A 22,198-nucleotide genomic window follows, 5' to 3' on the forward strand; every position below is an offset into this window, starting at 1 on the left:
CCGACGACCGTAAGACGACAGGAAAGTACCCAGCCATGTCCGAAACGACTACTGGTGCCAGCTATGCCGCCGCGGGCGTCGACATCGAAGCCGGTGACCGCGCGGTCGAGCTGATGAAGGAGTGGGTGAGGAAGACCCGTCGCCCCGAGGTCCTCGGCGGCCTCGGCGGCTTCGCCGGCCTCTTCGACGCCTCCGCCCTCAAGCGCTACGAGCGCCCGCTGCTCGCCTCCGCCACCGACGGGGTCGGTACGAAGGTCGACCTCGCCCGCAAGATGAGCGTGTACGACACGATCGGTCACGATCTGGTCGGCATGGTCGTCGACGACCTGGTGGTCTGCGGCGCCGAGCCCCTCTTCATGACCGACTACATCTGTGTCGGCAAGGTCCACCCCGAGCGGGTCGCCGCCATCGTCAAGGGCATCGCCGAAGGCTGTGTGCTGGCCGGCTGCGCCCTGGTCGGCGGCGAGACCGCCGAGCACCCCGGACTGCTCGGCGAGGACGACTTCGACGTCGCCGGCGCCGGTACGGGCGTGGTCGAGGCGGACCGGCTGCTCGGCGCGGACCGTATCCGTACGGGTGACGCGGTGATCGCCATGGCGTCCTCCGGTCTTCACTCCAACGGGTACTCGCTGGTCCGGCACGTGGTCTTCGACCGGGCCGGCTGGTCGCTGGACCGCGAGGTCGCGGAGTTCGGCCGCACCCTGGGCGAGGAACTGCTCGAACCCACCAAGATCTACTCGCTGGACTGCCTGGCGCTCGCCAGGACCACCGAGGTGCACGCGTTCAGCCACATCACCGGCGGCGGTCTGGCGGCCAATCTGGCCCGGGTGATCCCGGACGGACTGCACGCCACGGTGGATCGCTCGACCTGGACGCCCGGCGCGGTCTTCGACGTCGTCGGCACGGCGGGCCGGGTGGAGCGCCTGGAGCTGGAGAAGACGCTGAACATGGGCGTCGGCATGATGGCGGTCGTCCCGCGGGAATCGGCCGACGCCGCGCTCACCACGCTCGCCGACCGGGGAGTGGACGCCTGGATCGCCGGAGAGATCACCGAGCGGGCCGGCCACGCCACCGGAGCCACGCTGACCGGCGACTACGCGGGCTGAGCGCGGAGAGGATCCGCCCCGTCCAGGGGCCGCCCCGGCACCGCCGGAGGCCCCGTGGACAGGGCGGACAGGCGAAAAACGGACAGGGAAGAAGCGGACAGCACAGAACCCGGTCCCGGACTACCGCCCAGGACCGGGCAATGAGCTACTGCTCGGGGTATATCGACGTATAAGGACGTCAAGCGCCGCGGCGCTGCGTCGAGGGTCCGGACTCGTCGTCCTCGTCCTCGTCGTCGTTGTACCGATCCGCGTACTTCGCGTACGGGTCATCTTCCTCGTCGTCATCCTCGAACGGCTCCGCGTTCGGTGGTTGACTTGAAGGCGATGCGCCCAGCTCGTTGGCCAGACGCGACAGGTCAGTCCCGCCGCTGTTGTACTTCAGCTGGCGGGCGACCTTCGTCTGCTTGGCCTTGGCCCGGCCGCGCCCCATGGCTCGACCCCCTCGGTGACGGGGCTCGACGGCCCCAGAGTCTTGACACGCGTTCATGAATCAGAACGAGCTCTCCGCGGAGAGACCCGTCCGTAGGGCTTCAACGGTACCTGCTTCCGCGGCCATACGGTACGCCGCCCGCATGACGCGCCCCGGCGCAGGACCAACGAGATGCCCCGTCCTCGCTGGTCAGCTGCGATTTTAACCTCTTCTTGAGGGGCGACCCGCCGACCGGCGTGAGTCTGGTCTCCCGAACGGTCCCCCGCGCGGTCCACCGGGCGTCACGCCGGCCTCGCGCGGGGTCAGGGACGGCGGGCTTCCGCCATCTTCTGCTCGGCGATCCTGTCCGCCGCCGCGGCCGGCGGAATACCGTCTTCCTTCGCACGTGCGAATATCGCCAGCGTGGTGTCGAAGATCTTCGTGGCCTTGGCGTGGCAGCGCTCGAAGTCGAACCCGTTCAGTTCGTCGGCGACCTGGATCACCCCGCCGGCGTTCACCACGTAGTCCGGCGCGTAGAGGATCCCGCGGTCCGCGAGGTCCTTCTCGACGCCGGGGTGCGCGAGCTGGTTGTTGGCCGCTCCGCACACCACGGCCGCGGTGAGCACGGGTACCGACGCGTCGTTCAGCGCGCCGCCGAGCGCGCACGGGGCGTAGATGTCCATGCCGGCGGTACGGATCAGCGCGTCGTTGTCGGGGACGACGGCGACCTGCGGGTACTGGTCGGTGACGCGGGTGACCGACTCTTCCCGTACGTCCGTGATGACGACCTGGGCGCCGTCCTGGAGCAGATGCTCCACCAGCAGCCGCCCGACCTTGCCGACGCCCGCGATGCCGACCGTACGGCCGCGCAGCGAGGGGTCGCCCCACTGGTGCCGCGCGCTCGCCCGCATGCCCTGGAAGACCCCGAAGGCCGTCAGGACCGACGAGTCGCCCGCGCCGCCGTTCTCCGGCGACCGTCCCGTGGTCCACCGGCACTCCCGCGCCACGACGTCCATGTCCGCGACGTACGTGCCGACGTCGCAGGCGGTGACGTACCGGCCGCCGAGCGAGGCCACGGCCCGGCCGTAGGCGAGCAGCAGCTCGGTACGCCGGGCGCCCTCGAACTGCGTGGAGTCCCCGATGATCACGGCTTTGCCGCCGCCGTGGCCGAGCCCGGCCATGGCGTTCTTGTACGACATGCCCCGCGAGAGGTTCAGCGCGTCGGCGACGGCCTCTTCCTCGGACGCGTAGGCGTGGAAACGAGTACCGCCCAGGGCGGGGCCCAGGGCGGTCGAATGAATGGCGATCACGGCCTTGAGGCCGCTGGCACGGTCCTGGCAGAGCACGACTTGCTCGTGGCCTCCCTGCTCCGAACGGAACAGGGTGTGCAGTGCGTCGACAGGAGCGCCGGTCACATCGGTCACTGTGGTGACTCCCAAGTAAGAAACGGCGGTGGGAAGGCCCCTCCCATGGGTTGGGGGAGGGCCTGATGGAGCGGTTGTGCGGGTGAGGCGGTCGAGCAAGCAAGAGCGTAATTCCTGTGGGGGCGCAGATCAGCCGCAGTGCTGAGGATCACCCCCTTGTGGGGTACGGACATGGGACGATGCGCCGCATGCCGGCGGTGTCTTCGATTCTTGTCCCTTACGCGTCCTACCTGCGGGTCTACGAGCCGCTGGCTGCCTTCGCGGAGCCCGAACGCGGCCATTGGCGCCGTTACGCCGCCCGGGACGGTACGCCGACGGCACAGGACGAACTACGGCGCTCCCTGGCCGACTTGCTGCCCACCCCGCCGGTGCCGGTGCCCGTGCACGAGAGCGCGGACGCCTTCATCGCGGAGGTGGACGGCGTGGTGTGCGTCTGTCCGTGGCGGACCCGGCTGCGCGGCTGGCTGGCCCTGGAGGAGCTGGGGGAGGTGCTGCCCGTACCGCTGCTGGACGCGGTGCTGCCGCCGGTGGTGCGCGGGCAGGCGGCGAAGGACTACGAGCGCTGGCGGGACCGCAACCCGGACGCCCGGCCGTGGATCCGGACGGCGGTCTGGCAGGTGCCGGTGCGCTGGTTCACGCTTTTCTCCGACGACGAGCGCACTTTTGAGCCAGGTCCGGCCGAGGGGGCCGGGGAGGGCGGGGAGGACGGGGCCAAAGTGCGGATGCTGCGCTACCGGACCCCGATGGTGCAGGCCCGGCGCCGGCTGGCCCGCTCGCTGAAGACCCTGCGGGACGCCGTGGACGACGGTCCGCTGATCGAGGGACTGGTGGACGTGGGGCGCTGGCTGGAGGAGTTCCACCCGCGCTCACTGGTCGAACTGGACTACGGCGGCCTGGTGCACGTACTGTCCTGCGCTCAGCTCGCCGAGGACCACTCGGCGGCCGATGTGGCGGCGGCGATCACGGCGCTGCGGGACGGGGACGACGAGGGTGCCGGGGAGGCGTACGGGCGGCTCATGGAGCGGTGGCGGGCGGTCCGGGACCGTCAGTTCGCGAACTGAGTTCATACTCTGTCCCACTCACCGACTCCCACGGGGCGCAGAGTGGCGGGCGGGGAGCCGCGGTCGGCGAGCGCGCGGAGCGGCATCCGAAACGGGCGCCGAAACGGGCAGTGCCCGGCCCTTTACGGGCAGTGAACCGGCCCTAGGGCAGAGGTCCCGATCCGGGCCTTTGTCTCAAGCGTGACGGACCGCACTAACGGGGCTCTTGCGCCCATCACCCACCCTCGTGTCAAAATAGGACAAGGAGTCCGGGGAGGGTTCCTTCCGTCCAAGTGTGGGCGGAACGCTCAGCATTGCACTCTATGCGGGGGATCTGTTGACTCCTGATCGCTCTGTGACTGATCGTATCTGTGACGTGACTGTCCGCTATGGCATGGTCCATCGGCTTCCGCCACTGATGGGCACCTCAGAGGGCAATTCCATCGGTTTGGCCGACGTGGCTGGACGGATGGTGTAGTTGTAGTGCCGAGGACAAGCCGTTCGTCCTATAACCGACTCGGCCCGCGTCCGCCATTTCGGGCAACGCGGGTCAAGGTGCAGAATTTAGAGGAAAGAACCGAGATGGTTCGGTTCTCCCGAGGAGGCCGCTCATGACCGCTCGCACCCCTGATGCCGAGCCGCTGCTGACCCCGGCTGAGGTTGCCACGATGTTCCGCGTGGACCCGAAGACGGTCACGCGCTGGGCAAAAGCCGGCAAGCTCACGTCCATCCGCACGCTCGGTGGGCATCGCCGGTACCGCGAGGCAGAGGTCCGCGCACTGCTTGCGGGTATTCCGCAGCAGCGCAGCGAGGCCTGAACACCCCAGTAAGGCTCATTAGGGCTCAACTACAAGCAGGGCACAGCCGGGTCCCCCAAACTCGGTCGTCCCGACCCATAGCTCCACACGACGGGCGCCTGCCCCAACAGGCCCCATGCCCTCGCAACACGGGTAAGTCGTCGATCGCGCTGGACTCCGCCGGGTCCAGCGCGATCTTTTTTGTGCGCCGGGGAGGCGACGTCCCCGCCCTGTTGGGGCACTGTGCGAGGGCTCCCGGAGATGCTCCGGGAGTGGGTCGGGAGAGGGTGCAATTGCACATATTAAATTGGTGCGTTGTAGGTGGGGTGTAAGCGCCGTCATTCCAGAAACTCATTCGGTGACTAGCGTCACACCGCGAAAGGCTTGCCAACAGCGGGCGTGCTACGGGATGGATCAAGGGCAGTCGGCGGGGCACGGAGCGGAGGTGGCTTGACCCTCCGCTAACTCCCCCTCCAGGAAGCAGTCTTCGAGGAACAGGTCGTCGCCCACCGAGGGCTCCATGGCGAGCCGCTGGAGGCGATGACAGATCGGGCAGTACCCGGTTCGATGCGGGTGGCCGGACGCGGCCGCCAGATGGGCGCGCAGCAGCGCGCGAGTCTCGTGCTTCGTCTTCGATGTCGTCACGCACACCACCCCCGGTGCGGGCCCCTGGATGCGATGAGCGTGGGGTCCTTCTGCTTAGGTACCCCCGGCCGTTGGCGCCGTCAAGGAGCTGCGGCCCAGGTCCGGCCGATTTGGGTACGCCATTACTGCCGCGTGACCACCGCGTCGACGGCGCTTGCCGTATGCAATGGGGTCACCTGTGACAGGGAACAGCACGGAACGACGGAAGGGCCCGCATCCGAGGGGATGCGGGCCCTTCCTCTACTGCGGTCCTGACGGGATTTGAACCCGCGGCCTCCACCTTGACAGGGTGGCGAGCACTCCAAACTGCTCCACAGGACCAGGTTTCGCGGCCCCGTAGTGGCGGCTGCGAAACGAGACTCTACAGCAGCTCGGAGGTCCGGTCGAACTCACTCCCCGCGCACCCTCCGCCCTGCACGCGTTACGGCGCCGCCGCGTCGATCGCCTTGATGATGCGCTTGTCCGAGACGGGCTGCGCGGTGCCCAGCGCGTGCGCGAAATAGCTCACCCGCAGCTCCTCGATCATCCAGCGGATGTCCAGCACCTGCTGCGGCACCGGCCGTCCCCGCGGCAGCTGTTCGAGCAGCCAGGCGTACTCGTCCTGCATCTCGTGGACCTTCTCCATGCGCGTCGTGTCGCGCTGGACGCTCGTCGGCATCTGCTGGAGCCGGCGGTCCGCCGCGACGAGATAGCGCATCAGGTCGGGCAGCCGGCGCAGCCCGGTGCGGGTGACGAAGCCCGCCGGTACGAGGGCCGCCAGCTGGTCCCTGACGTCCTGGACGTTGGTGACCAGCGTCAGACTGCCCGTGGCCTTCAGACGGCGCTCGCAGGCCTGCCAGGCGGCCAGGATCTGCTGGACCTGCCCGATGGTCCGTACGGTCGCGTCGACGAGATCGGCGCGCACCCGGTCGTACAGCTTCCGGAACGATTCCTCGTCCCACGCCGGACCCCCGTGGTCCGCGATCAGCTTGTCGGCGGCGGCCATGGCGCAGTCGTCGAACAGCGCCTGGATGGAGCCGTGCGGATTGCGGGAGAGCGCCAGCTTCTGCTGGTTGGTGAGCTTGTCGGAGGCGAACTTCGCCGGGTTCACCGGGATGTTCAGCAGAATCAGCCGGCGCGTCCCGGCCCACATCGCCTGGCGCTGCTCGGCCTCGGTGTCGAAGAGCCGTACGGCCACGGTCGCGCCCTGGTCGACCAGCGCCGGGTACGCCTTGACGGGCTGGCCGGCCCGCCGGGTCTCGAAGACCCGGGAGAGCGTGCCGACCGTCCAGTCCGTCAGCCCCGTACGTTCGATCGCCTCGCCGCCCGCGCGCTCGGCGGTGGCCGCGGCGGCCTTGGAGAGCGCCTGACGGGCCTTGGGGCGCAGCTGGAGCCTGAGCGCCTCCAGATCCTTGTCCTCGGCGATCTTGCGGCGGCGTTCGTCGACGACGCGGAACGTGATCCTGAGGTGGTCGGGCATCCGGGCCGGATCGAAGTCGTCGGCCGTGACCGGCACCCCGACCATCCGCTGGAGCTCGCGGGCCAGTGTCACCGGCAGCGGCTCCTGGAGGGGCACGGCACGCTCCAGGAACGCCTTGGCGTAGTTCGGCGCGGGCACGTAGTGGCGGCGGATCGGCTTGGGCAGCGAGCGGATCAGCTCCATGACCACGTCCTCGCGCAGGCCCGGGATCTGCCAGTCGAAGCCCTCGGAGGTGACCTGGTTGAGCACCTGGAGAGGGACGTGGACGGTCACGCCGTCCGCGTCCGTACCCGGCTCGAACTGGTACGTCACCCGGAACTTGAGGGGTCCCTGGCGCCAGGAGTCCGGATAGTCGTCCTTGGTGACGGAGCCGGCCTTCTCGTTGATGAGCATCGAGCGCTCGAAGTCGAGCAGCTCCGGCTCCTCTTTGCGTCTCTTCTTCCACCAGGAGTCGAAGTGCGCGCCGGAGACCACCTCCTCCGGCACCCGCTGGTCGTAGAAGTCGTAGAGCGTCTCGTCGTCCACGAGGATGTCGCGGCGCCGGGCGCGATGCTCCAACTCCTCGACCTCGCCCAGGAGTTTGCGATTGTCATGGAAGAACTGGTGGTGCGTGCGCCAGTCGCCCTCGACCAGCGCGTGACGGATGAACAGCTCCCGGGACGCTTCCGGGTCGATCCGGCCGAAATTCACCTTGCGCTGCGCGACGATCGGTACGCCGTACAGCGTCACCTTCTCGTACGCCATCACGGCCGCCATGTCCTTCTCCCAGTGCGGCTCGCTGTACGTCCGCTTGAGGAGGTGGCCGGCGAGGGGCTCGATCCACTCGGGCTCGATCTTCGCGTTGACACGCGCCCAGAGCCGGGAGGTCTCCACCAGCTCGGCGGACATGAGGAAGCGCGGCGGCTTCTTGAAGAGCGCGGAACCGGGGAACACCGCGAACTTCGCGCTGCGGGCGCCGAGATATTCGTTCTTGGCGCCGTCTTTCACATCCTTCATCCCGATGTGCGAGAGCAGCCCGGCGAGCAGCGAGACGTGGACGGACTGGTCCCCCGCGTCCTCCTCGTTGAGGTGGATGCCCATCTGCTTGGCGACCGTACGCAGCTGCGAGTAGATGTCCTGCCACTCGCGGATCCGCAGGAAGTTCAGATATTCCGCTTTGCACATCCGGCGGAAGGCCGAGGAGGACAGCGTCTTCTGCTGCTCCCTGATGTAGCGCCAGAGATTGATGAACGCCAGGAAGTCGGAGGTCTCGTCCTTGAACCGGGCGTGCTGCTGGTCCGCCTGGGCCTGCTTGTCGGCGGGCCGCTCGCGGGGGTCCTGGATGGAGAGCGCGGCGGCGATCACCATCACCTCGCGCACGCAGCCGTTGCGGTCGGCCTCGATGACCATCCGGGCCAGCCGCGGGTCCACCGGGAGCTGCGAGAGCTTGCGGCCGAGCGGGGTGAGCCGCTTCCTCGGATCCTTCTGCGCGGCCTGCGACGGGTCGAACGCGCCCAGCTCCTGGAGCAGCTGCACGCCGTCGCGGATATTGCGGTGGTCCGGCGGATCGATGAAGGGGAACTTCTCGATGTCGCCCAGGCCGGCCGCGGTCATCTGGAGGATGACGGACGCCAGATTCGTACGGAGGATCTCGGCGTCGGTGAACTCCGGACGCGACTCGAAGTCGTCCTCGGAGTAGAGCCGTACGCAGATCCCGTCGGACGTACGGCCGCAGCGGCCCTTGCGCTGGTTGGCGCTGGCCTGGGAGATCCGCTCGATCGGCAGCCGCTGGACCTTGGTGCGGTGGCTGTAGCGGGAGATACGGGCGGTGCCCGGATCGATGACGTACTTGATGCCGGGGACGGTCAGCGAGGTCTCGGCGACATTCGTGGCCAGAACGATCCTGCGTCCGCTGTGGCGCTGGAACACGCGGTGCTGCTCGGCGTGCGAGAGCCGGGCGTAGAGGGGGAGGACCTCGGTGCCCCGGAGCTTGCGCTTCTCCAGGGCGTCGGCGGTGTCGCGGATCTCCCGCTCGCCGGAGAGGAAGACCAGGATGTCGCCCGGCCCCTCCGACTGGAGCTCGTCCACGGCCTCGGAGATCGCGGTGATCTGGTCGCGGTCGCCCTCCTCGCCGTCCTCCTCCAGCAGGGGGCGGTAGCGGACCTCGACGGGGTACGTACGCCCCGAGACCTCCACGATGGGCGCGCTCCGCCGCGCTTCGCCGTCGCCGTCGCCGTTGCCGCCTCCGCTGTCGCCGCCGTCGACGCCGACGGAGGCGAAGCGGCCGAAGTGCCGGGCGAAGCGCTCCGGGTCGATCGTCGCGGATGTGACGACGACCTTCAGGTCCGGGCGTCTGGGGAGCAGCTGGGCCAGATAGCCCAGCAGGAAGTCGATGTTGAGGCTCCGCTCATGGGCCTCGTCGATGATGATCGTGTCGTAGGCGAGCAGCTCGCGGTCCGTCTGGATCTCGGCGAGCAGGATGCCGTCGGTCATCAGCTTGACGAACGTCGCGTCCCGGTCGACCTGGTCGGTGAACCGGACCTTCCAGCCGACGGCCTCGCCCAGCGGGGTGTCCAGCTCCTCCGCGACGCGCTCGGCGACGGTACGGGCGGCGATCCTGCGCGGCTGGGTGTGCCCGATCATGCCGCGGACCCCGCGGCCCAGCTCCAGACAGATCTTGGGGATCTGCGTCGTCTTGCCCGACCCGGTCTCACCGGCGACGATCACGACCTGGTGGTCGCGTATCGCCTCCAGGATCAGGTCCTTCTTCTGGCTGACGGGCAGCTGCTCGGGGTACGAGACGGCGGGCATCCGCGCCCTGCGCAGCCGGGTGCGCTCGGCGGCCTTTCCGGCCTCGCCGGCGATCTCGTCCAGCACGGCCTGCCGCGCTTCGGGCTTACGGATGCGCCGTGCGCCTTCGAGACGGCGGCCGAGCCGCTGCGCGTCGCGCAGGGAGACGTCGGCGAGCAGGGTCTGGAGGTCGGCGAAGGAAGTAGACATACCTGGCCCAGGATCTCACCCGCCGCTCGGGAGTGGCGAACCCATTTCAGCGGTGGCCCCGGCAGGGTGGCCATGGCGCGGCGGCCATGGTGGTCGCGGCGACCCGGCGGGTCGGGGGGCCGTATTGCCCGATCGGGACGAGCACCCCTTACGATGCGAGGCACGTACCCCGTACTCGTCCTCCTTCTGTCCCCCGTATTCCTTCTGTCCCCCCGTATCGCCGACCTTCGGAGAGGCTCAGCCGATGCCCCGCACGCGCACCGGAAGCAGGCGCCGCCGCTTCGTGGATGTGGGTGTGGGCGGGGCGCTGCTGGGGGTGCTGGTCGCGCTGCTGTTCTGTCTTCCGTCGGCCGCCGTGGCGGTCGGGACGGCCGGCGCCGCCGAGACCGCCGTGGGTGCCGCGGCCGTCGGGACCGCCGGGGCCGAGGCCGTCGCGGTCGGCAGCGGGCACGGCGGGCAGACTCCGGGGTGCGGGCGCGGCGACCAGGACGATACGGGCATCCCGCCCATCACCCCGTCGCGCGGCAGCTCCGTCCATGAACTGCTGCCCGCGCTCCACGACGCCCGTGACGCCGCCGGCGCGTGGGGCGTCGCTCAGGCCGCGCTCGCCGTGACTCCCGACCGCGGGCCGCCGCCGGTCGCCGCGCCGTCTCCGGTCGATCTCTCCGTACTGCGCGTATAGGGCCCGGCTCCGTCCGCCCCTTTCGTCCCCTTTTCATGGATTGCTACGGAGAGCCGAACACCCATGTCCGCACAGCCTTCCCGGATGTCCTCCCGCCGCGCCCTCGCCATCGGCGCCGGCGTCGTGGCCGCCGCCGCCCTGCTCGGCGTCGTCTCCTACACCGCCACCAAGCCCGACACCTCCACCCGCGTCGCGACCGGGGACAGCCCGGTCGCCGAGATCTCCCCGGAGCCGCAGACCGGGGTCTACCCCGAGCTGGCGAAGCTCGCCCGCCGCGCCCCGGCGGACCCGCTCGCCGTCGGCCGGGCGGACGCGCCGGTCGTCATGGTCGAGTACGCCGACTTCAAGTGCGGCTACTGCGGCAAGTTCGCCCGCGACACCGAGCCCGGCCTCGTCGAGAAGTACGTCGAGAACGGCACCCTGCGCATCGAATGGCGCAACTACCCGATCTTCGGCGAGGAGTCGGAGGCCGCCGCCCGCGCCGGCTGGGCCGCCGGACAGCAGGGCCGCTTCTGGGAGTTCCACTCGGCCGCGTACGCCGAGGGCGCGAAGGAGAAGGGCTTCGGCGCGGCCCGGCTCGACGCGCTCGCCCGGGAGGCCGGGGTGAAGGACCTGGACCGGTTCCGGCGCGACCGTACCGGGGACGCCGCCGCGGCCGCCGTACGGAAGGACCAGGAGGAGGCGTACGGCCTCGGCGCCACCTCCACGCCGTCCTTCCTCATCAACGGCCGCCCCATCGCGGGCGCGCAGCCGGTGGAGGCCTTCACGCAGGCCATCGAGTCGGCGAAGGCCGCGGCGAAGCCCGCCCCCGGGCCCGCCCCGGAGCAGGCCCCCGAGTCTGCTTCCGAGTCCGCCCCGGAGTCCTCCCCCGAGGCCGGCACGGGGGACGGGGACCAGTGACCGACATCGGGTATCCGGTCGCGCTGCTCGGCGGGCTCCTCGCGCTGCTCAGCCCGTGCAGCGCCCTGCTCCTGCCCGCGTTCTTCGCGTACTCCATCGACTCGGCCGGCCGCCTCCTGGCCCGTACCGGCATCTTCTATCTCGGCCTGGCGACCACGCTCGTCCCGCTGGGCGCCGCCGGTTCCTTCGCCGGCCGGCTGTTCTACGGGCACCGCGATCTGCTGGTCGCCGTCGGAGGCTGGCTGATCATCGCGCTCGGGGCCGCCCAGATCCTCGGCATGGGCTTCGCCTCGCGCCGTATGGCCGCGCTGTCGGGCCGGATCCGGCCGACGACCGCGCTGTCGGTGTACGCCCTCGGCATGGTCTACGGGCTCGCCGGTTTCTGCGCGGGCCCGATCCTCGGCAGCGTGCTGACCGTGGCCGCGCTGAGCGGCAGTCCCGTCTACGGCGGGCTGCTGCTCGCGGTGTACGCGCTGGGCATGGCCGTACCGCTCTTCCTGCTCGCCCTGCTCTGGGAACGGTTCGATCTCGGCGGGCGGCGGTGGCTGCGCGGCCGGGCCTTCCGGCTCGGACGCTTCGAACTGCACACGACCTCACTGCTCTCGGGGCTGTTCTTCCTCGTCCTGGGCGCGGTCTTCCTCGTCTTCGACGGGACGACGGCGCTGCCGGGGCTGCTCTCGGTCGACGACTCCTTCGCGACCGAACAGTGGGCGCGCGGGGTCGGGGCGGCGATCCCGGACTGGGCGCTGCTCGGTGGGGTGGTGCTGGTGGTGGCGGTGATCACACTGGTGCGCTGGCTCCACGGGCGCGAGGAGCGTGACGACCGCGAGGGGCACGGCGACAGCGAGAGGCACGGCGACAGCGCCGATCGCGAGAGCCGCGAAAGTCCCGAAAGCCGCGAGAGCCGCGACGGGCGGGCCGCGCACGACGACCCGGCCGAGCCGGTCCGTACCGAGACCGGAGCATGAGAAAAGCCCCCCGCCGAGAAACTCGGTGGGGGGCTCTCGCCCTTACGGGCCGAAGTGGCTGGGGCCGGGATCGAACCGGCGACCTATCGCTTTTCAGGCGATCGCTCGTACCAACTGAGCTACCCAGCCACGCAACCTCGACGGCTGCAGCGGTCCTGACGGGATTTGAACCCGCGGCCTCCACCTTGACAGGGTGGCGAGCACTCCAAACTGCTCCACAGGACCAAGCAATGTGCGAGCACTAGTCTCGCACACAGTGTTGCGTGCCCCCAACGGGATTCGAACCCGTGCTACCGCCTTGAAAGGGCGGCGTCCTGGGCCACTAGACGATGAGGGCTAAGGGCCCGCCTGGGCGCTTTGCAGCGCGTCGGGGACGTGAGAAGCATATGGGATGGGCAGAGCTATCGCCAAAACGATTCAGGGAGCGGGTACGGGGAGGCCCGGCGGGGGCGGTGAGGATGCGGCGCCGCCGGGCGCGGGCGAGGCGGCGCCCGGCGTACGGGCCGGGGTGCCGGGCGTACGGGCCGGGGAGCCCGGTGGTGCCGACGACGGTCCCGTACCGCCGGTGCCCGACGGATCAGGGCCCGGCGAGGCGTCGGCCCCCGGTGTGCCGACCTCCTGCGGAAGATGGCGGCTGACCTCGGCGGTCGTCAGACCCAGCCCGCCGAGGGTGATCTCGTCCCAGGCCTGGAGCCGCTTGGTCGTCCGGTCCAGATAGAGCACGGACATCTGCACCTTCTCCGGACTGTCGTTCTGTACGGCGCGCAGCCCGCCGCCGCCCGTGGAGCCCTCGATCTTCAGCCGGGTGCCGTGCGGCAGCATCTCGGTCTCGCGGTGGTGGATATGGCCCGAGAGGGCCAGCGGGACGAGGCCGTCGGTCTCCCGCGCGGCCACCGGGTTGTGGGCGACGGCGATGTCCACCGGCGTGCCCGCCCGCCGCTGGTCGCGGAGGGCCGAGGCGAGCCGGATGCCCGTCATGCGTTCCGCCGGGTCGCCCTGGGCCTCCACCGAGCGGTCGGGGGTGAACTGCGGGTCGCCGCTGCCCGCCACCCGCACCCCGCCCACGGTCACGGCCCGGCCCTCGTCCAGCACCCGGACGTTCTTCATGCGCCGCAGATACTCCTGGGTGCCCCGCGAGTCGTGGTTGCCGCGCACCCAGACGTACGGGACGTCCAGGTCGGCGATGGGGTCGAGGAAGGTGTTCTCGGCGGAGGCGCCGTGGTCCATGGTGTCGCCGGAGTCGATGATCACGCCGATCCCGTACTGCTCCACGAGGGAGCCGATGATGTGCCAGGCCGCCGGGTTGAGATGGATGTCCGAGACATGCAGCACCCGGAGGGTCGCCGGGTCCGGCTGGAAGGTGGGGAGCGTGGAGGCGGCGTCGTACAGCTTGGTCACGTTGGTGACCAGCCGCGCCAACTCCTTCTGGTAGACGTCGAAATCGTTCACGATCGAGCGCGCGCTGCCGACCACCTGCGGGGCGGAGGAGAGCAGTCCGGAGAACCGCGGCTCCAGCACCGACTTGGGGTTCCAGGTGGCGTACGCGCCGACGCCCGAGGCGGCCAGCAGAGCGAGCGCGAGCCCGCCGGCGGTGAGGGCGCGGCGCGGGCGGCGGTAGACGGCGAGCCCGAGGGCGGTGGCTCCGGAGACGACGGCGACGACGGACCGTACGGCCAGCTCCGTCGTGCCGTCCATGACGTCGTGGCTGACCTCGCCCTGGAGGCCGGAGAGCCGCTCGGGGTGCTCGACGAGCGCCTGGGACCGTACGGGGTCGAGCTGGTCGACGTCGACGTCGAGTCGGATGGGGGCGGTGTGCGTGCTCAGCTCCAGCGCGCCCAGCGGCGAGACGTTGATCTTGGTGCCGCCGGTCAGGGACGGGCGGAGCGTCATCTTGGTGTCCATCGGCCCGACCGGGGTCCGTACGCTGCCGACGATCAGCAGCCCGAGCCAGGCGCCCAGCAGGACGACGGAGAGCAGCCCGACAGCGCGGCTGTAGGGGTGCGGGGAGTGGGTCAGGGTGCTGGTGGGGGCGTCGCGCCGGGAACTGAGATGGCCCTGGATGCGGGTGAGCGAGGTACGGAACGGGAAGCGTGGTACATCACGGGCCATTGGTCGCGTATGCCCATGATGGGGGCGGACCATGCCTGGCCACGGCCATCAGGAGTAGTGGGCAGTGAGCGGGCGGGATGCGGGGAGGGCGGTGGGGACTTCGCCTGCCCCCGGCCCGGCCGGATACCTCCGCTTCAGCTCATGCCCCCGGTCCGGTCGTTACCCCCGGCCCGGCTCGTGCCCCGCGGTCCGGCTTGTTACCCCCGGCCCAGCTCATGCCCCGCGGTCCGGCTCGTTACCCCCAGCCCAGCTCGTGCCCCTGGCCCGGCTCGTTACCCCCAGCCCAGCTCGTGCAGCCGGTCGTCGTCGATGCCGAAGTGGTGGGCGATCTCGTGGACGACGGTCACGGAGACCTCGTGCACCACGTCCTCGGGGGTCTCGCAGTAGCGCAGGGTCGGCCCCATGTAGATGGAGATCCGGTCGGGCAGGACCCCGGCGTACCACTCGCCGCGGTCCGTGAGCGGAGTCCCCTCGTAGAGCCCGAGCAGCTCGGGGTCGGACGCGTCGGGTTCGTCCTCGACGAAGACGGCGACGTTGTCCATGACCTTGGTCAGCTCCGGTGGGATCTGATCAAGGGCCTGGCTCACCAGCTCTTCGAAGGTCTCGCGTGTCATCTCCAGCACAGGGCCATTGTCCAGCAGAGCCCGGCCGAACGGCCCCCGCCTTCCGCATGCGCGGGTGCGGGATGTCTCCCGGGCGTGTCCCCGGCGGGGAAAAGGAAGTTGAGCAGGGAAACCCTCACCTCGCCGTCGGCGGGGAGACCCGTTCCGCGCCCCCCGGAGGTGCCACTCGTGCGCCAGTTGTCCGCCCCAGGCCGTTTCGCCGTCTGGATCGTCACGTCACTGGCGGTCGCGGCCTCCACAGGCTGCATGAGCGTCGGTGAGGACGAAGGAAAGCCGGCGCCCTCGCGGTCGGCGGAGGACCAGGACACCGCGGCCGAGCCCGACGGCGTCACGGGTGAGGGCGCCGGAGCCGGTGAGCCCTACGCCTGGCAGGGCCGTACGGAGAGCGGCGGCGCCGAGAGCGCCGGCGCGGACGGCCGCGATAAGGAGGGCGGGGGCGAGAAGGGCGACGGAGAGGGCACGAGCGACAAGGGCGGCAGCGGCGACAACGGAGCTTCGCCGAGCGCCAGTTCCGACGTCACGCCCTCGCCCGAGCCGTCGAAGGGCACGCGTCCGCAGCCGGGGAAGCCGGTCCCGCCGGGTGACGGGCCCGAACCGCCCAAGGAGCCCACGCGCCCGGCGCCGCCGGCCTCCCCGCCGCCGGGGCCGCCGGATCCGGAACCGCAGCCGGAGCCGGAGCCGACGAGGCCGCCGGAGCAGCCGTCCGCGTCACCGGCGGCGGATGTCCGTACGGGCGCGATGTCGGCCGCCGACGGGATGGGGATGCGGAAGGAGCCGACGGCGTCGCCACAGCTCGGGCCGGTGTGACGGGGGTCACGGCGGAGGCGGTTCGCGTACGGTCCGCTCGCTGGTTTGCCCACCGGGCACGCACTGGTCCGCGCGCTGGCCTGTCCGATGGTCTGTCCGGTGGTCTGTCGGGTGGTCTGCCAGGTGGTTTGCCTAAGAGGGGGGAGGGTGCGTATGGTAGTAGATCGTTTGATCATTGCCCGGCGCCGACACAGAAGAGCGCCGCGTGGCGCGTACTCTCCCTTGCCGTGGCTGACCGCATTGAGGCGGTCGATTTGCGAATCACGGAGTTTGGGCGCGTGCCGAGACTCCGGAAGGTTTCGCATTTCGCATGTCCATTTCCAGTACTGACCACGCCGTCATGCCCGAGAACGAGTTCCCCGAGACGGTCGCCGACGTGACCGCCGAGGCCGCCAAGGCCCCTGAGACCGTTGAGGGCGCGGAGGCCGTCGTGGCCCCCGGGACGGCCATCGAAGCCCCCGAGGCTCCCGAAGCCCCTGAGACCTCCGAGACCTCGGTGGTTGACGAGGCGTCAGACGCCGACGAGACCCCCGGGCTCACCTTCGGCGACCTCGGCCTCCCGGACGGCATCGTCCGCAAGCTCACCCAGAACGGCGTCACCGCCCCCTTCCCGATCCAGGCCGCGACCATTCCGGACGCCCTGGCCGGCAAGGACATCCTGGGCCGTGGCCGTACCGGCTCCGGCAAGACCCTCTCCTTCGGTCTGCCGCTGCTGGCCACGCTCGCCGGCGGCCACACCGAGAAGAAGAAGCCCCGCGGCGTCATCCTCACCCCGACCCGTGAGCTGGCGATGCAGGTCGCGGACGCCCTCCAGCCGTACGGCGACGTGCTCGGCCTGAAGATGAAGGTCGTCTGCGGCGGTACGTCGATGGGCAACCAGATCTACGCGCTGGAGCGCGGCGTCGACATCCTCGTCGCCACCCCGGGCCGGCTGCGCGACATCATCAACCGCGGCGCCTGCTCGCTGGAGCAGGTGCAGATCGCGATCCTCGACGAGGCCGACCAGATGTCGGACCTGGGCTTCATGCCCGAGGTCACCGAGCTGCTCGACCTGGTGCCCGCGGGCGGTCAGCGCATGCTCTTCTCCGCCACCATGGAGAACGAGATCAGCACGCTGGTCAAGCGCTACCTGACCAACCCGGTCAGCCACGAGGTCGACAGCGCCCAGGGCAATGTCACGACCATGACGCACCACGTGCTCGTCGTGAAGCCGAAGGACAAGGCCCCGGTCACCGCCGCGATCGCCGCCCGCAAGGGCCGCACGATCATCTTCGTACGGACGCAGCTGGGCGCCGACCGTATTGCCGAGCAGCTGCGCGACTCGGGCGTGAAGGCCGACGCGCTGCACGGCGGTATGACGCAGGGCGCGCGGACGCGGACGCTGGCCGACTTCAAGGACGGTTACGTCAACGCGCTGGTCGCCACCGACGTCGCCGCGCGCGGTATCCACGTGGACGGCATCGACCTGGTGCTGAACGTGGACCCGGCCGGGGACCACAAGGACTACCTGCACCGCTCGGGCCGTACGGCGCGGGCCGGCAAGTCCGGTGTCGTCGTCTCGCTGGCGCTGCCGCACCAGCGCCGCCAGATCTTCCGGCTGATGGAGGACGCGGGCGTGGACGCCTCGCGCCACATGGTCGGCGGAGCCGGCGCGTTCGACCCGGAGGTCGCCGAGATCACCGGCGCCCGCTCGCTCACCGAGGTCCAGGCCGACTCGGCGAACAACGCGGCCAAGCAGGCCGAGCGCGAGGCCGCCGAGCTGGCCAAGCAGCTGGAGCGCGTCCAGCGCCGTGCCGCCGAACTGCGCGAGGAGGCCGAGCGCCTGGTCGCCCGTGCGGCGCGCGAGCGGGGCGACGACCCGGAGGCGGCGGTGGCCGAGGTGGCCGCCGAGGCCGAGCGCGCGGTGGAGGCGGCTGCCGCCGCCGCTGCCGCCGTACCGGCGCAGCGCGAGGAGCGCAGGGACAGCCGCGACGACCGGGGCAACTTCGGGCGCCGCGACGACCGCGGCGAGCGCAGTGGCCGGGGCGGCGCGCGGGGCTACACCCCGCGTGACGACCGTGGCGGCGAGCGCGGCGCGGACCGCGGCGGTGACCGTGGCGGGTTCCAGCGTCGCGACGACCGCGGTGCCGAGCGCGGTGGCGACCGTGGCGGTGACCGTGGTGGCTTCCGCCGGGACGAGCGCAGGGACAACGACCGCGGTGGCTTCCAGCGCCGTGACGACCGTGGCGGCGAGCGCGGTGGTGAGCGCGGTGGCTTCAACCGTGACCGCCGTGACGACCGTGGCGGGTTCCAGCGCCGTGACGACCGCGGTGCCGAGCGGGGCGGTTTCAACCGTGACCGCCGTGACGACCGTGGCGGCGAGCGCCGTGACGACCGCGGCGGCCGTTCCTTCGAGCGCCGTGACCACCGGGGCAGCGACCGCCCGTTCAACCGCGACCGCCGCGACGACCGCCCGTCGAGCGGCTTCCGCCCCGGCGGCCACGACCGTCCGTCCACCCGCCGTGACGACCACCGCGGCGGCACGACGGGCACCGGCACCGGCTCCTTCGGCCGCCGCGACGACAAGCCGCGCTGGAAGCGCAACGGCTGACCGTCCGCGACAGCGGTCCGGCTGACGCGTCACCAGGGCCCGTGTCCCACCCCCGAGGTGGGACACGGGCCCTGCTCGCGTCCGGGGCCCGAGGATCCGGACGGACACCCCGCCCGGCCCGGCCCACGAGAACCGCCTCCGGCCACCCTGCCGACCCCACCCCCGCGAACCGCGCAGACACCCACGCAGACGCGCGACATACCCACGAGGGGATACCCGATCGGCGCAGGGCCGACGGCGGGCTATGCTCGTGGGTGTTGTGCCGAGGGCCGTTAGCTCAATTGGCAGAGCAGCGGACTTTTAATCCGTTGGTTGTGGGTTCGAGTCCCACACGGCCTACCGACCGCAGGCGGGGGAATCCCCTAGGAGCCTGCACTTGGGCGCCCCTCCCGTCCCCGACGGGCAGGGGCGCTCCGTCGTCTCAGGACCGGATGCATGGGCGACGCACGGACGGACCTTTGAGGGCCCCGAGGGGCGTCCGTGCGGACCCCCCCCGCCTGCGCGGGGACCACACCCCTGCCGACGACCAGACCGCGGCCGACATCGGAACACCCCCGCCTGCGCGGGGACCACTTCGCCGCGCTCGGCGTCGTCACCGGCGCCGTCGGAACACCCCCGCCTGCGCGGGGACCACTCTTCCCGAGCTGCGGCGTTAGAGGGGCTTTGCCATTCCTTGACCATCGTTCCTTCTCGCCGCTCCATGGTGTCAGAGGCATGTGGTGAAGTACCCACCACTGAGACATCGCACCGTGGAGGGTGAAGCCGGTGGCCGGGTACGAGGCTTAGGCGGGGTGGCAGCGTGGATGTGCGGGTGGTGTGGGGCAAAGCGGGGAATGGCGGGCGCCCGCATCTGTTGGTGTGTCACGTGCTTGATACGGCGGTCGTGGCGGATGCGCTCTTCGACGTGGTGCCGGGGCCGCATTGCCAGCGGGAGCTGACGGCGGCGTTGGAGCCGCTGGGGGATGCGCGGGCCTGGGTGGCGGTGCTGTGCGGGCTGCACGATCTCGGTAAATGCTCGCCGACTTTCCAGGGCCTACGGGCGGATCTGGCGGAGAGTCTGCTACCGGCCGCGCCGGCTGCCGATGTGCGTCGACTCATGGGACGGCAGGGGATCGGGAAGCGGTTGGACACTCACCATGGCGTGCTGACGGCTCTTCATCTGCAGCGAATCCTGACTCGATGTGGGGCATCACCGAAGGTCGCCAAGTCGCTCGCCTGGGCGTTGGGCGGGCATCACGGGGTGATCCCCGAGAGCGCAGCGGTGCAGCAGGCCCGGTATGCGACGGGTGAAAACGGTGGTCCGTGGTGGGCTGAGGCATGCGACGCGTTGGTGGCGACCGTCGCAAAGTTGTGGGGGCTGGACGCTCCTGAGCATCTGCCGTGGGACCAGGTGCGGTTGAGTCCCGAGGCAGTGGTGGCTCTGGCGGGGTTGGCGTCGACGAGCGACTGGATCGCCTCGTCCCGCGCGCAGGCGGACTACAGCGGTGCTGAAGTTGATCTGTCCGGCTATCTCGCTGAGGCACGGCGTACGGAGTCGGTGAAGCTGGCCGCGCTTCAGTGGCTGCCCTGGACGCCTCCACGCGAGTCCGGATTCGCGGACTTGTTTCCGCAGGTGCAGCTTCCTTTTCCGGTGCAGACAGCGGTGGAGCGGGCGGTTGCCGGGATGCGGGGGTCGGGGATCGTCGTGGTCGCGGCTCCGACTGGCGAAGGCAAGACCAAGGCGGCGTTGCAGGCGAGCACCGTCATGGTCGGGACGCTGGGGCTGCGGGGTTTCTACGTGGCGATGCCGTCCCGGGTGACGAGCAATCAAGTCTACGACGTGACCGAGCAGTTTCTCTCCGAGACCGGCGAGGGGGGTGCCCTCCGTCTCCTGCATGCGACGGCGAAGGAGTACCTGAAGGGGCGTACCGCTCAGGAACCGCTGATGCCACGTGACGTCGGCCTCGACGGGCCTGGAGATGGGGACGGCGAGGGCAGTGAGTGGTTCGCCGGCAAGCGGGGCTTGCTGGCACCGCTGGGTGTGGGCACGGTGGACCAGGTGCTGATGGCAGGACTGCGTTCCACCCATGTGTTTGTACGTCTGTTGGGCCTGTCGGGAAAGGCCGTGGTCTTCGACGAGGTTCACGGGTACGACGTGCATATGTCGAAGCTGCTGGACCGGGTTCTCTGGTGGCTGGGGCGCCTGCGGGTCCCGGTGGTATTACTCTCCGCGACGCTGCCGTCGCGTCGGCAGGAGCAACTGGTGGCAAGTTGGCGGGCCGGTGCCCTGGGTGTTGCGGGCCGTGCCGATGAGCCGTCGGGGGATGTGGCGGTGGCTTATCCGCGTGTGGTGTGGGCGGACGCCGAGGGTGCCCCGCCTCTGCAGATCGCCGTAAAGGCGTCGACGCTGAATCGGGACCGTCTGGTCCGTCTTGAGCGAGTGTCACTGGACGACCACGCCACCTGGGCACTGAACCAGGCGCAGCGAGGGCAGTGCGTGGCGGTCGTGCACAATCTTGTCCGCCGCGCGGTGGCTGCCTATAAGGAGTTGGCCCAGGCGATCTCCGCGCTGCCCGAGGAGAACCGGCCGGAGCTGGTGCTGCTGCATGCACAATTGACCGCCGCCGAACGCGCGGCGGCCGAGACCTTTGTGCGGTCCCGGTTCAGCCCGCAGGGCGGGAGGAGCGGAGAGCGGCCGACGAGTGCGATCGTGATCGGCACGCAGTTGCTGGAGCAGGGTATCGATGTGGACTTCGACGTGATGATCAGTGCGCTCGCGCCCGTGGACAGCCTCATCCAACGTATGGGACGTATTCAGCGACACAGTCGGCGTGGACCTCTGCTGCTGGCGTTGACCGGCGTAGAGGAACTGGAGAGCAAGGTCGTTTTCCCGCCGCGCACGACCGGGGTGTATGACGAGGCGGTGCTCCTGCGGACCTGGGCACTGCTGCGTGGCCGCGCGGAAGTGCGCTGTCCTGAAGACGTTCAGGCGTTGGTGGACGCCGTCTACGGCGAACAGACGGCGGTCACATGTCCTCCGGAGTGGCGCGGGCAGTGGGACCGAGCAGCCGCTCGGCACGATCGGCGCCGTCGTCGGGACGAGGCGGAAGCGGTGTGGCTGCGTCTGCCGCAGCCGCGCCAGGACTTGCAGGTGCAGGAGCTGACGCGACGGCCCGGAAGTGCTCGTCGTACACGTATCCAACGCGGCGAGCCCCGTGGGGCATGAGGAGAAGCCGGTGGAGGGCAGCGAGGTTCCGTCGTGGGACGCGGCGACCGCCGGCGTCGAGGTGGTGGTGACGCACCAGGTGCTCGGCACACACCTGGTGACGCCGCACGCCGGAGGCGACCCGTTGGATCTGGGGTGGGAAGGGCCGCTCCCGCGGGATGTCGTGGACGTGCTGCGCGGATCGTCGCTGCTGCTCCAGGCCGGCGGGGATGTGCCGCAGGCGGTGATCGAGGAGCTGTGGGAATGGCCGGTTCCCCTGCTGTTCAGGGGTTCTCCGTGGCTGCGTCGTGCCCGCGCGCTGGTACTCATCGACGGGCGGACCGAGGTCGCGGGAGCAGGCATCGGCTACCTGGCAGGCCTGGGTCTGTGGGTGGATGTCAATACCACCGATGAGACCGGATAGTCACCATCTGTGGCGTTCCCCCTTCGACTGTCAGAGGCGTCTGCAAGACTCA

16 protein-coding genes and 5 tRNA genes are annotated in these 22,198 nt (G+C 70.3%); 11 read left to right on the forward strand and 10 right to left on the reverse strand.

The annotated features are described in order from the left end of the window. Nucleotides 1–35 precede the first annotated feature (35 nt). A complete protein-coding gene (gene purM, locus ACIOGX_RS14950; RefSeq protein WP_401913254.1) occupies nucleotides 36–1,106 on the forward strand; it encodes a phosphoribosylformylglycinamidine cyclo-ligase in 1,071 nt (356 codons plus the stop codon). Nucleotides 1,107–1,284: 178 nt separating this feature from the next. Here the strand turns inward: purM and ACIOGX_RS14955 are convergent, their stop codons facing one another. After that, complete coding sequence (locus tag ACIOGX_RS14955; RefSeq protein WP_129769940.1) at nucleotides 1,285–1,536, reverse strand: DUF3073 domain-containing protein; 252 nt, start codon at nucleotides 1,534–1,536, stop codon at nucleotides 1,285–1,287. 302 nt (nucleotides 1,537–1,838) lie between these two features. After that, nucleotides 1,839–2,939 (reverse strand): Leu/Phe/Val dehydrogenase, encoded by a 1,101-nt coding sequence (locus ACIOGX_RS14960; RefSeq protein WP_401913257.1) that lies wholly within the window; start codon nucleotides 2,937–2,939, stop codon nucleotides 1,839–1,841. 188 nt (nucleotides 2,940–3,127) lie between these two features. Between ACIOGX_RS14960 and ACIOGX_RS14965 the strand changes: the two genes are divergently transcribed. Next, nucleotides 3,128–4,000, forward strand: a complete 873-nt coding sequence (locus tag ACIOGX_RS14965) for a hypothetical protein (RefSeq protein WP_401913260.1) — start codon at nucleotides 3,128–3,130, stop codon at nucleotides 3,998–4,000. Nucleotides 4,001–4,590: 590 nt separating this feature from the next. Then, nucleotides 4,591–4,797 (forward strand): developmental transcriptional regulator BldC, encoded by a 207-nt coding sequence (gene bldC / locus ACIOGX_RS14970; RefSeq protein WP_003949541.1) that lies wholly within the window; start codon nucleotides 4,591–4,593, stop codon nucleotides 4,795–4,797. Nucleotides 4,798–5,190: 393 nt separating this feature from the next. Here bldC and ACIOGX_RS14975 read toward each other — a convergent pair whose 3' ends face one another. The 3 genes from ACIOGX_RS14975 to hrpA form a co-directional block, all read right to left on the reverse strand. After that, nucleotides 5,191–5,430, reverse strand: coding sequence for a DUF6274 family protein (locus ACIOGX_RS14975; protein ID WP_401913263.1), 240 nt, complete (start codon nucleotides 5,428–5,430; stop codon nucleotides 5,191–5,193). A 237-nt stretch (nucleotides 5,431–5,667) separates the two neighbouring features. Then, nucleotides 5,668–5,742 (reverse strand) — tRNA-Asp (locus ACIOGX_RS14980). A gap of 100 nt (nucleotides 5,743–5,842) precedes the next feature. Continuing rightward, complete coding sequence (gene hrpA, locus ACIOGX_RS14985; protein WP_401913266.1) at nucleotides 5,843–9,859, reverse strand: ATP-dependent RNA helicase HrpA; 4,017 nt, start codon at nucleotides 9,857–9,859, stop codon at nucleotides 5,843–5,845. A gap of 244 nt (nucleotides 9,860–10,103) precedes the next feature. Between hrpA and ACIOGX_RS14990 the strand changes: the two genes are divergently transcribed. The 3 genes from ACIOGX_RS14990 (at nucleotide 10,104) to ACIOGX_RS15000 (ending at nucleotide 12,409) form a co-directional block, all read left to right on the forward strand. Beyond that, nucleotides 10,104–10,541 (forward strand): hypothetical protein, encoded by a 438-nt coding sequence (locus tag ACIOGX_RS14990; RefSeq protein WP_401766005.1) that lies wholly within the window; start codon nucleotides 10,104–10,106, stop codon nucleotides 10,539–10,541. 63 nt (nucleotides 10,542–10,604) lie between these two features. Then, the gene (locus ACIOGX_RS14995; RefSeq protein ID WP_401766008.1) at nucleotides 10,605–11,441 is read left to right on the forward strand and encodes a DsbA family protein; all 837 of its coding nucleotides are present in this window, start codon (nucleotides 10,605–10,607) and stop codon (nucleotides 11,439–11,441) included. Continuing rightward, nucleotides 11,438–12,409: a cytochrome c biogenesis CcdA family protein gene (locus tag ACIOGX_RS15000; RefSeq protein ID WP_401766011.1), complete on the forward strand. Its 972-nt coding sequence runs from the start codon at nucleotides 11,438–11,440 to the stop codon at nucleotides 12,407–12,409. Before ACIOGX_RS14995 ends, ACIOGX_RS15000 begins: the two co-directional genes overlap by 4 nt. Nucleotides 12,410–12,464: 55 nt before the next feature. On the opposite strand, the gene ACIOGX_RS15005 is transcribed toward ACIOGX_RS15000, so the two are convergent. The 5 genes from ACIOGX_RS15005 to ACIOGX_RS15025 all read right to left on the reverse strand — a co-directional run bounded on the left by ACIOGX_RS15005 (nucleotide 12,465) and on the right by ACIOGX_RS15025 (nucleotide 15,141). Continuing rightward, nucleotides 12,465–12,538, reverse strand: a tRNA-Phe gene (locus ACIOGX_RS15005). Nucleotides 12,539–12,559: 21 nt separating this feature from the next. Next, a tRNA-Asp gene (locus tag ACIOGX_RS15010) sits at nucleotides 12,560–12,634 on the reverse strand. 39 nt (nucleotides 12,635–12,673) lie between these two features. Beyond that, nucleotides 12,674–12,746, reverse strand: a tRNA-Glu gene (locus ACIOGX_RS15015). Between the two features lie 80 nt (nucleotides 12,747–12,826). Further along, complete coding sequence (locus tag ACIOGX_RS15020; RefSeq protein WP_401913271.1) at nucleotides 12,827–14,518, reverse strand: metallophosphoesterase; 1,692 nt, start codon at nucleotides 14,516–14,518, stop codon at nucleotides 12,827–12,829. Between the two features lie 272 nt (nucleotides 14,519–14,790). Next, nucleotides 14,791–15,141 carry a metallopeptidase family protein gene (locus tag ACIOGX_RS15025; protein ID WP_129769950.1) on the reverse strand — a complete coding sequence of 117 codons (351 nt, stop codon included), beginning with the start codon at nucleotides 15,139–15,141 and terminating at the stop codon, nucleotides 14,791–14,793. A 168-nt stretch (nucleotides 15,142–15,309) separates the two neighbouring features. Here ACIOGX_RS15025 and ACIOGX_RS15030 point away from each other — a divergent pair, with 168 nt between their 5' ends. The 5 genes from ACIOGX_RS15030 (at nucleotide 15,310) to ACIOGX_RS15050 (ending at nucleotide 22,146) form a co-directional block, all read left to right on the forward strand. Continuing rightward, the gene (locus ACIOGX_RS15030; protein WP_356509346.1) at nucleotides 15,310–15,948 is read left to right on the forward strand and encodes a hypothetical protein; all 639 of its coding nucleotides are present in this window, start codon (nucleotides 15,310–15,312) and stop codon (nucleotides 15,946–15,948) included. A 310-nt stretch (nucleotides 15,949–16,258) separates the two neighbouring features. Then, nucleotides 16,259–18,538, forward strand: coding sequence for a DEAD/DEAH box helicase (locus tag ACIOGX_RS15035; RefSeq protein WP_401766014.1), 2,280 nt, complete (start codon nucleotides 16,259–16,261; stop codon nucleotides 18,536–18,538). Nucleotides 18,539–18,804: 266 nt separating this feature from the next. Continuing rightward, nucleotides 18,805–18,877, forward strand: a tRNA-Lys gene (locus ACIOGX_RS15040). A 460-nt stretch (nucleotides 18,878–19,337) separates the two neighbouring features. Continuing rightward, nucleotides 19,338–21,743, forward strand: a complete 2,406-nt coding sequence (gene cas3 / locus ACIOGX_RS15045) for a CRISPR-associated helicase Cas3' (RefSeq protein ID WP_401913276.1) — start codon at nucleotides 19,338–19,340, stop codon at nucleotides 21,741–21,743. 10 nt (nucleotides 21,744–21,753) lie between these two features. After that, nucleotides 21,754–22,146: a hypothetical protein gene (locus ACIOGX_RS15050; protein WP_401913279.1), complete on the forward strand. Its 393-nt coding sequence runs from the start codon at nucleotides 21,754–21,756 to the stop codon at nucleotides 22,144–22,146. Nucleotides 22,147–22,198 lie beyond the last annotated feature (52 nt).

Origin of the sequence: Streptomyces sp. NPDC088147 (genome assembly GCF_044741565.1) — a bacterium.
GTDB lineage: Bacteria > Actinomycetota > Actinomycetes > Streptomycetales > Streptomycetaceae > Streptomyces.

Excerpts from the sequence above, each read along its gene's own strand:
- ACIOGX_RS14990 (WP_401766005.1), top strand. The coding sequence starts at position 10,104 with ATGCCCCGCACGCGCACCGGAAGCAGGCGCCGCCGCTTCGTGGATGTG.
- ACIOGX_RS15020 (WP_401913271.1), bottom strand. The coding sequence starts at position 14,518 with ATGGCCCGTGATGTACCACGCTTCCCGTTCCGTACCTCGCTCACCCGC.
- bldC (WP_003949541.1), top strand. The coding sequence starts at position 4,591 with ATGACCGCTCGCACCCCTGATGCCGAGCCGCTGCTGACCCCGGCTGAG.
- ACIOGX_RS14955 (WP_129769940.1), bottom strand. The coding sequence starts at position 1,536 with ATGGGGCGCGGCCGGGCCAAGGCCAAGCAGACGAAGGTCGCCCGCCAG.
- ACIOGX_RS14995 (WP_401766008.1), top strand. The coding sequence starts at position 10,605 with ATGTCCGCACAGCCTTCCCGGATGTCCTCCCGCCGCGCCCTCGCCATC.
- ACIOGX_RS15035 (WP_401766014.1), top strand. The coding sequence starts at position 16,259 with ATGTCCATTTCCAGTACTGACCACGCCGTCATGCCCGAGAACGAGTTC.
- hrpA (WP_401913266.1), bottom strand. The coding sequence starts at position 9,859 with ATGTCTACTTCCTTCGCCGACCTCCAGACCCTGCTCGCCGACGTCTCC.
- ACIOGX_RS14965 (WP_401913260.1), top strand. The coding sequence starts at position 3,128 with ATGCCGGCGGTGTCTTCGATTCTTGTCCCTTACGCGTCCTACCTGCGG.
- purM (WP_401913254.1), top strand. The coding sequence starts at position 36 with ATGTCCGAAACGACTACTGGTGCCAGCTATGCCGCCGCGGGCGTCGAC.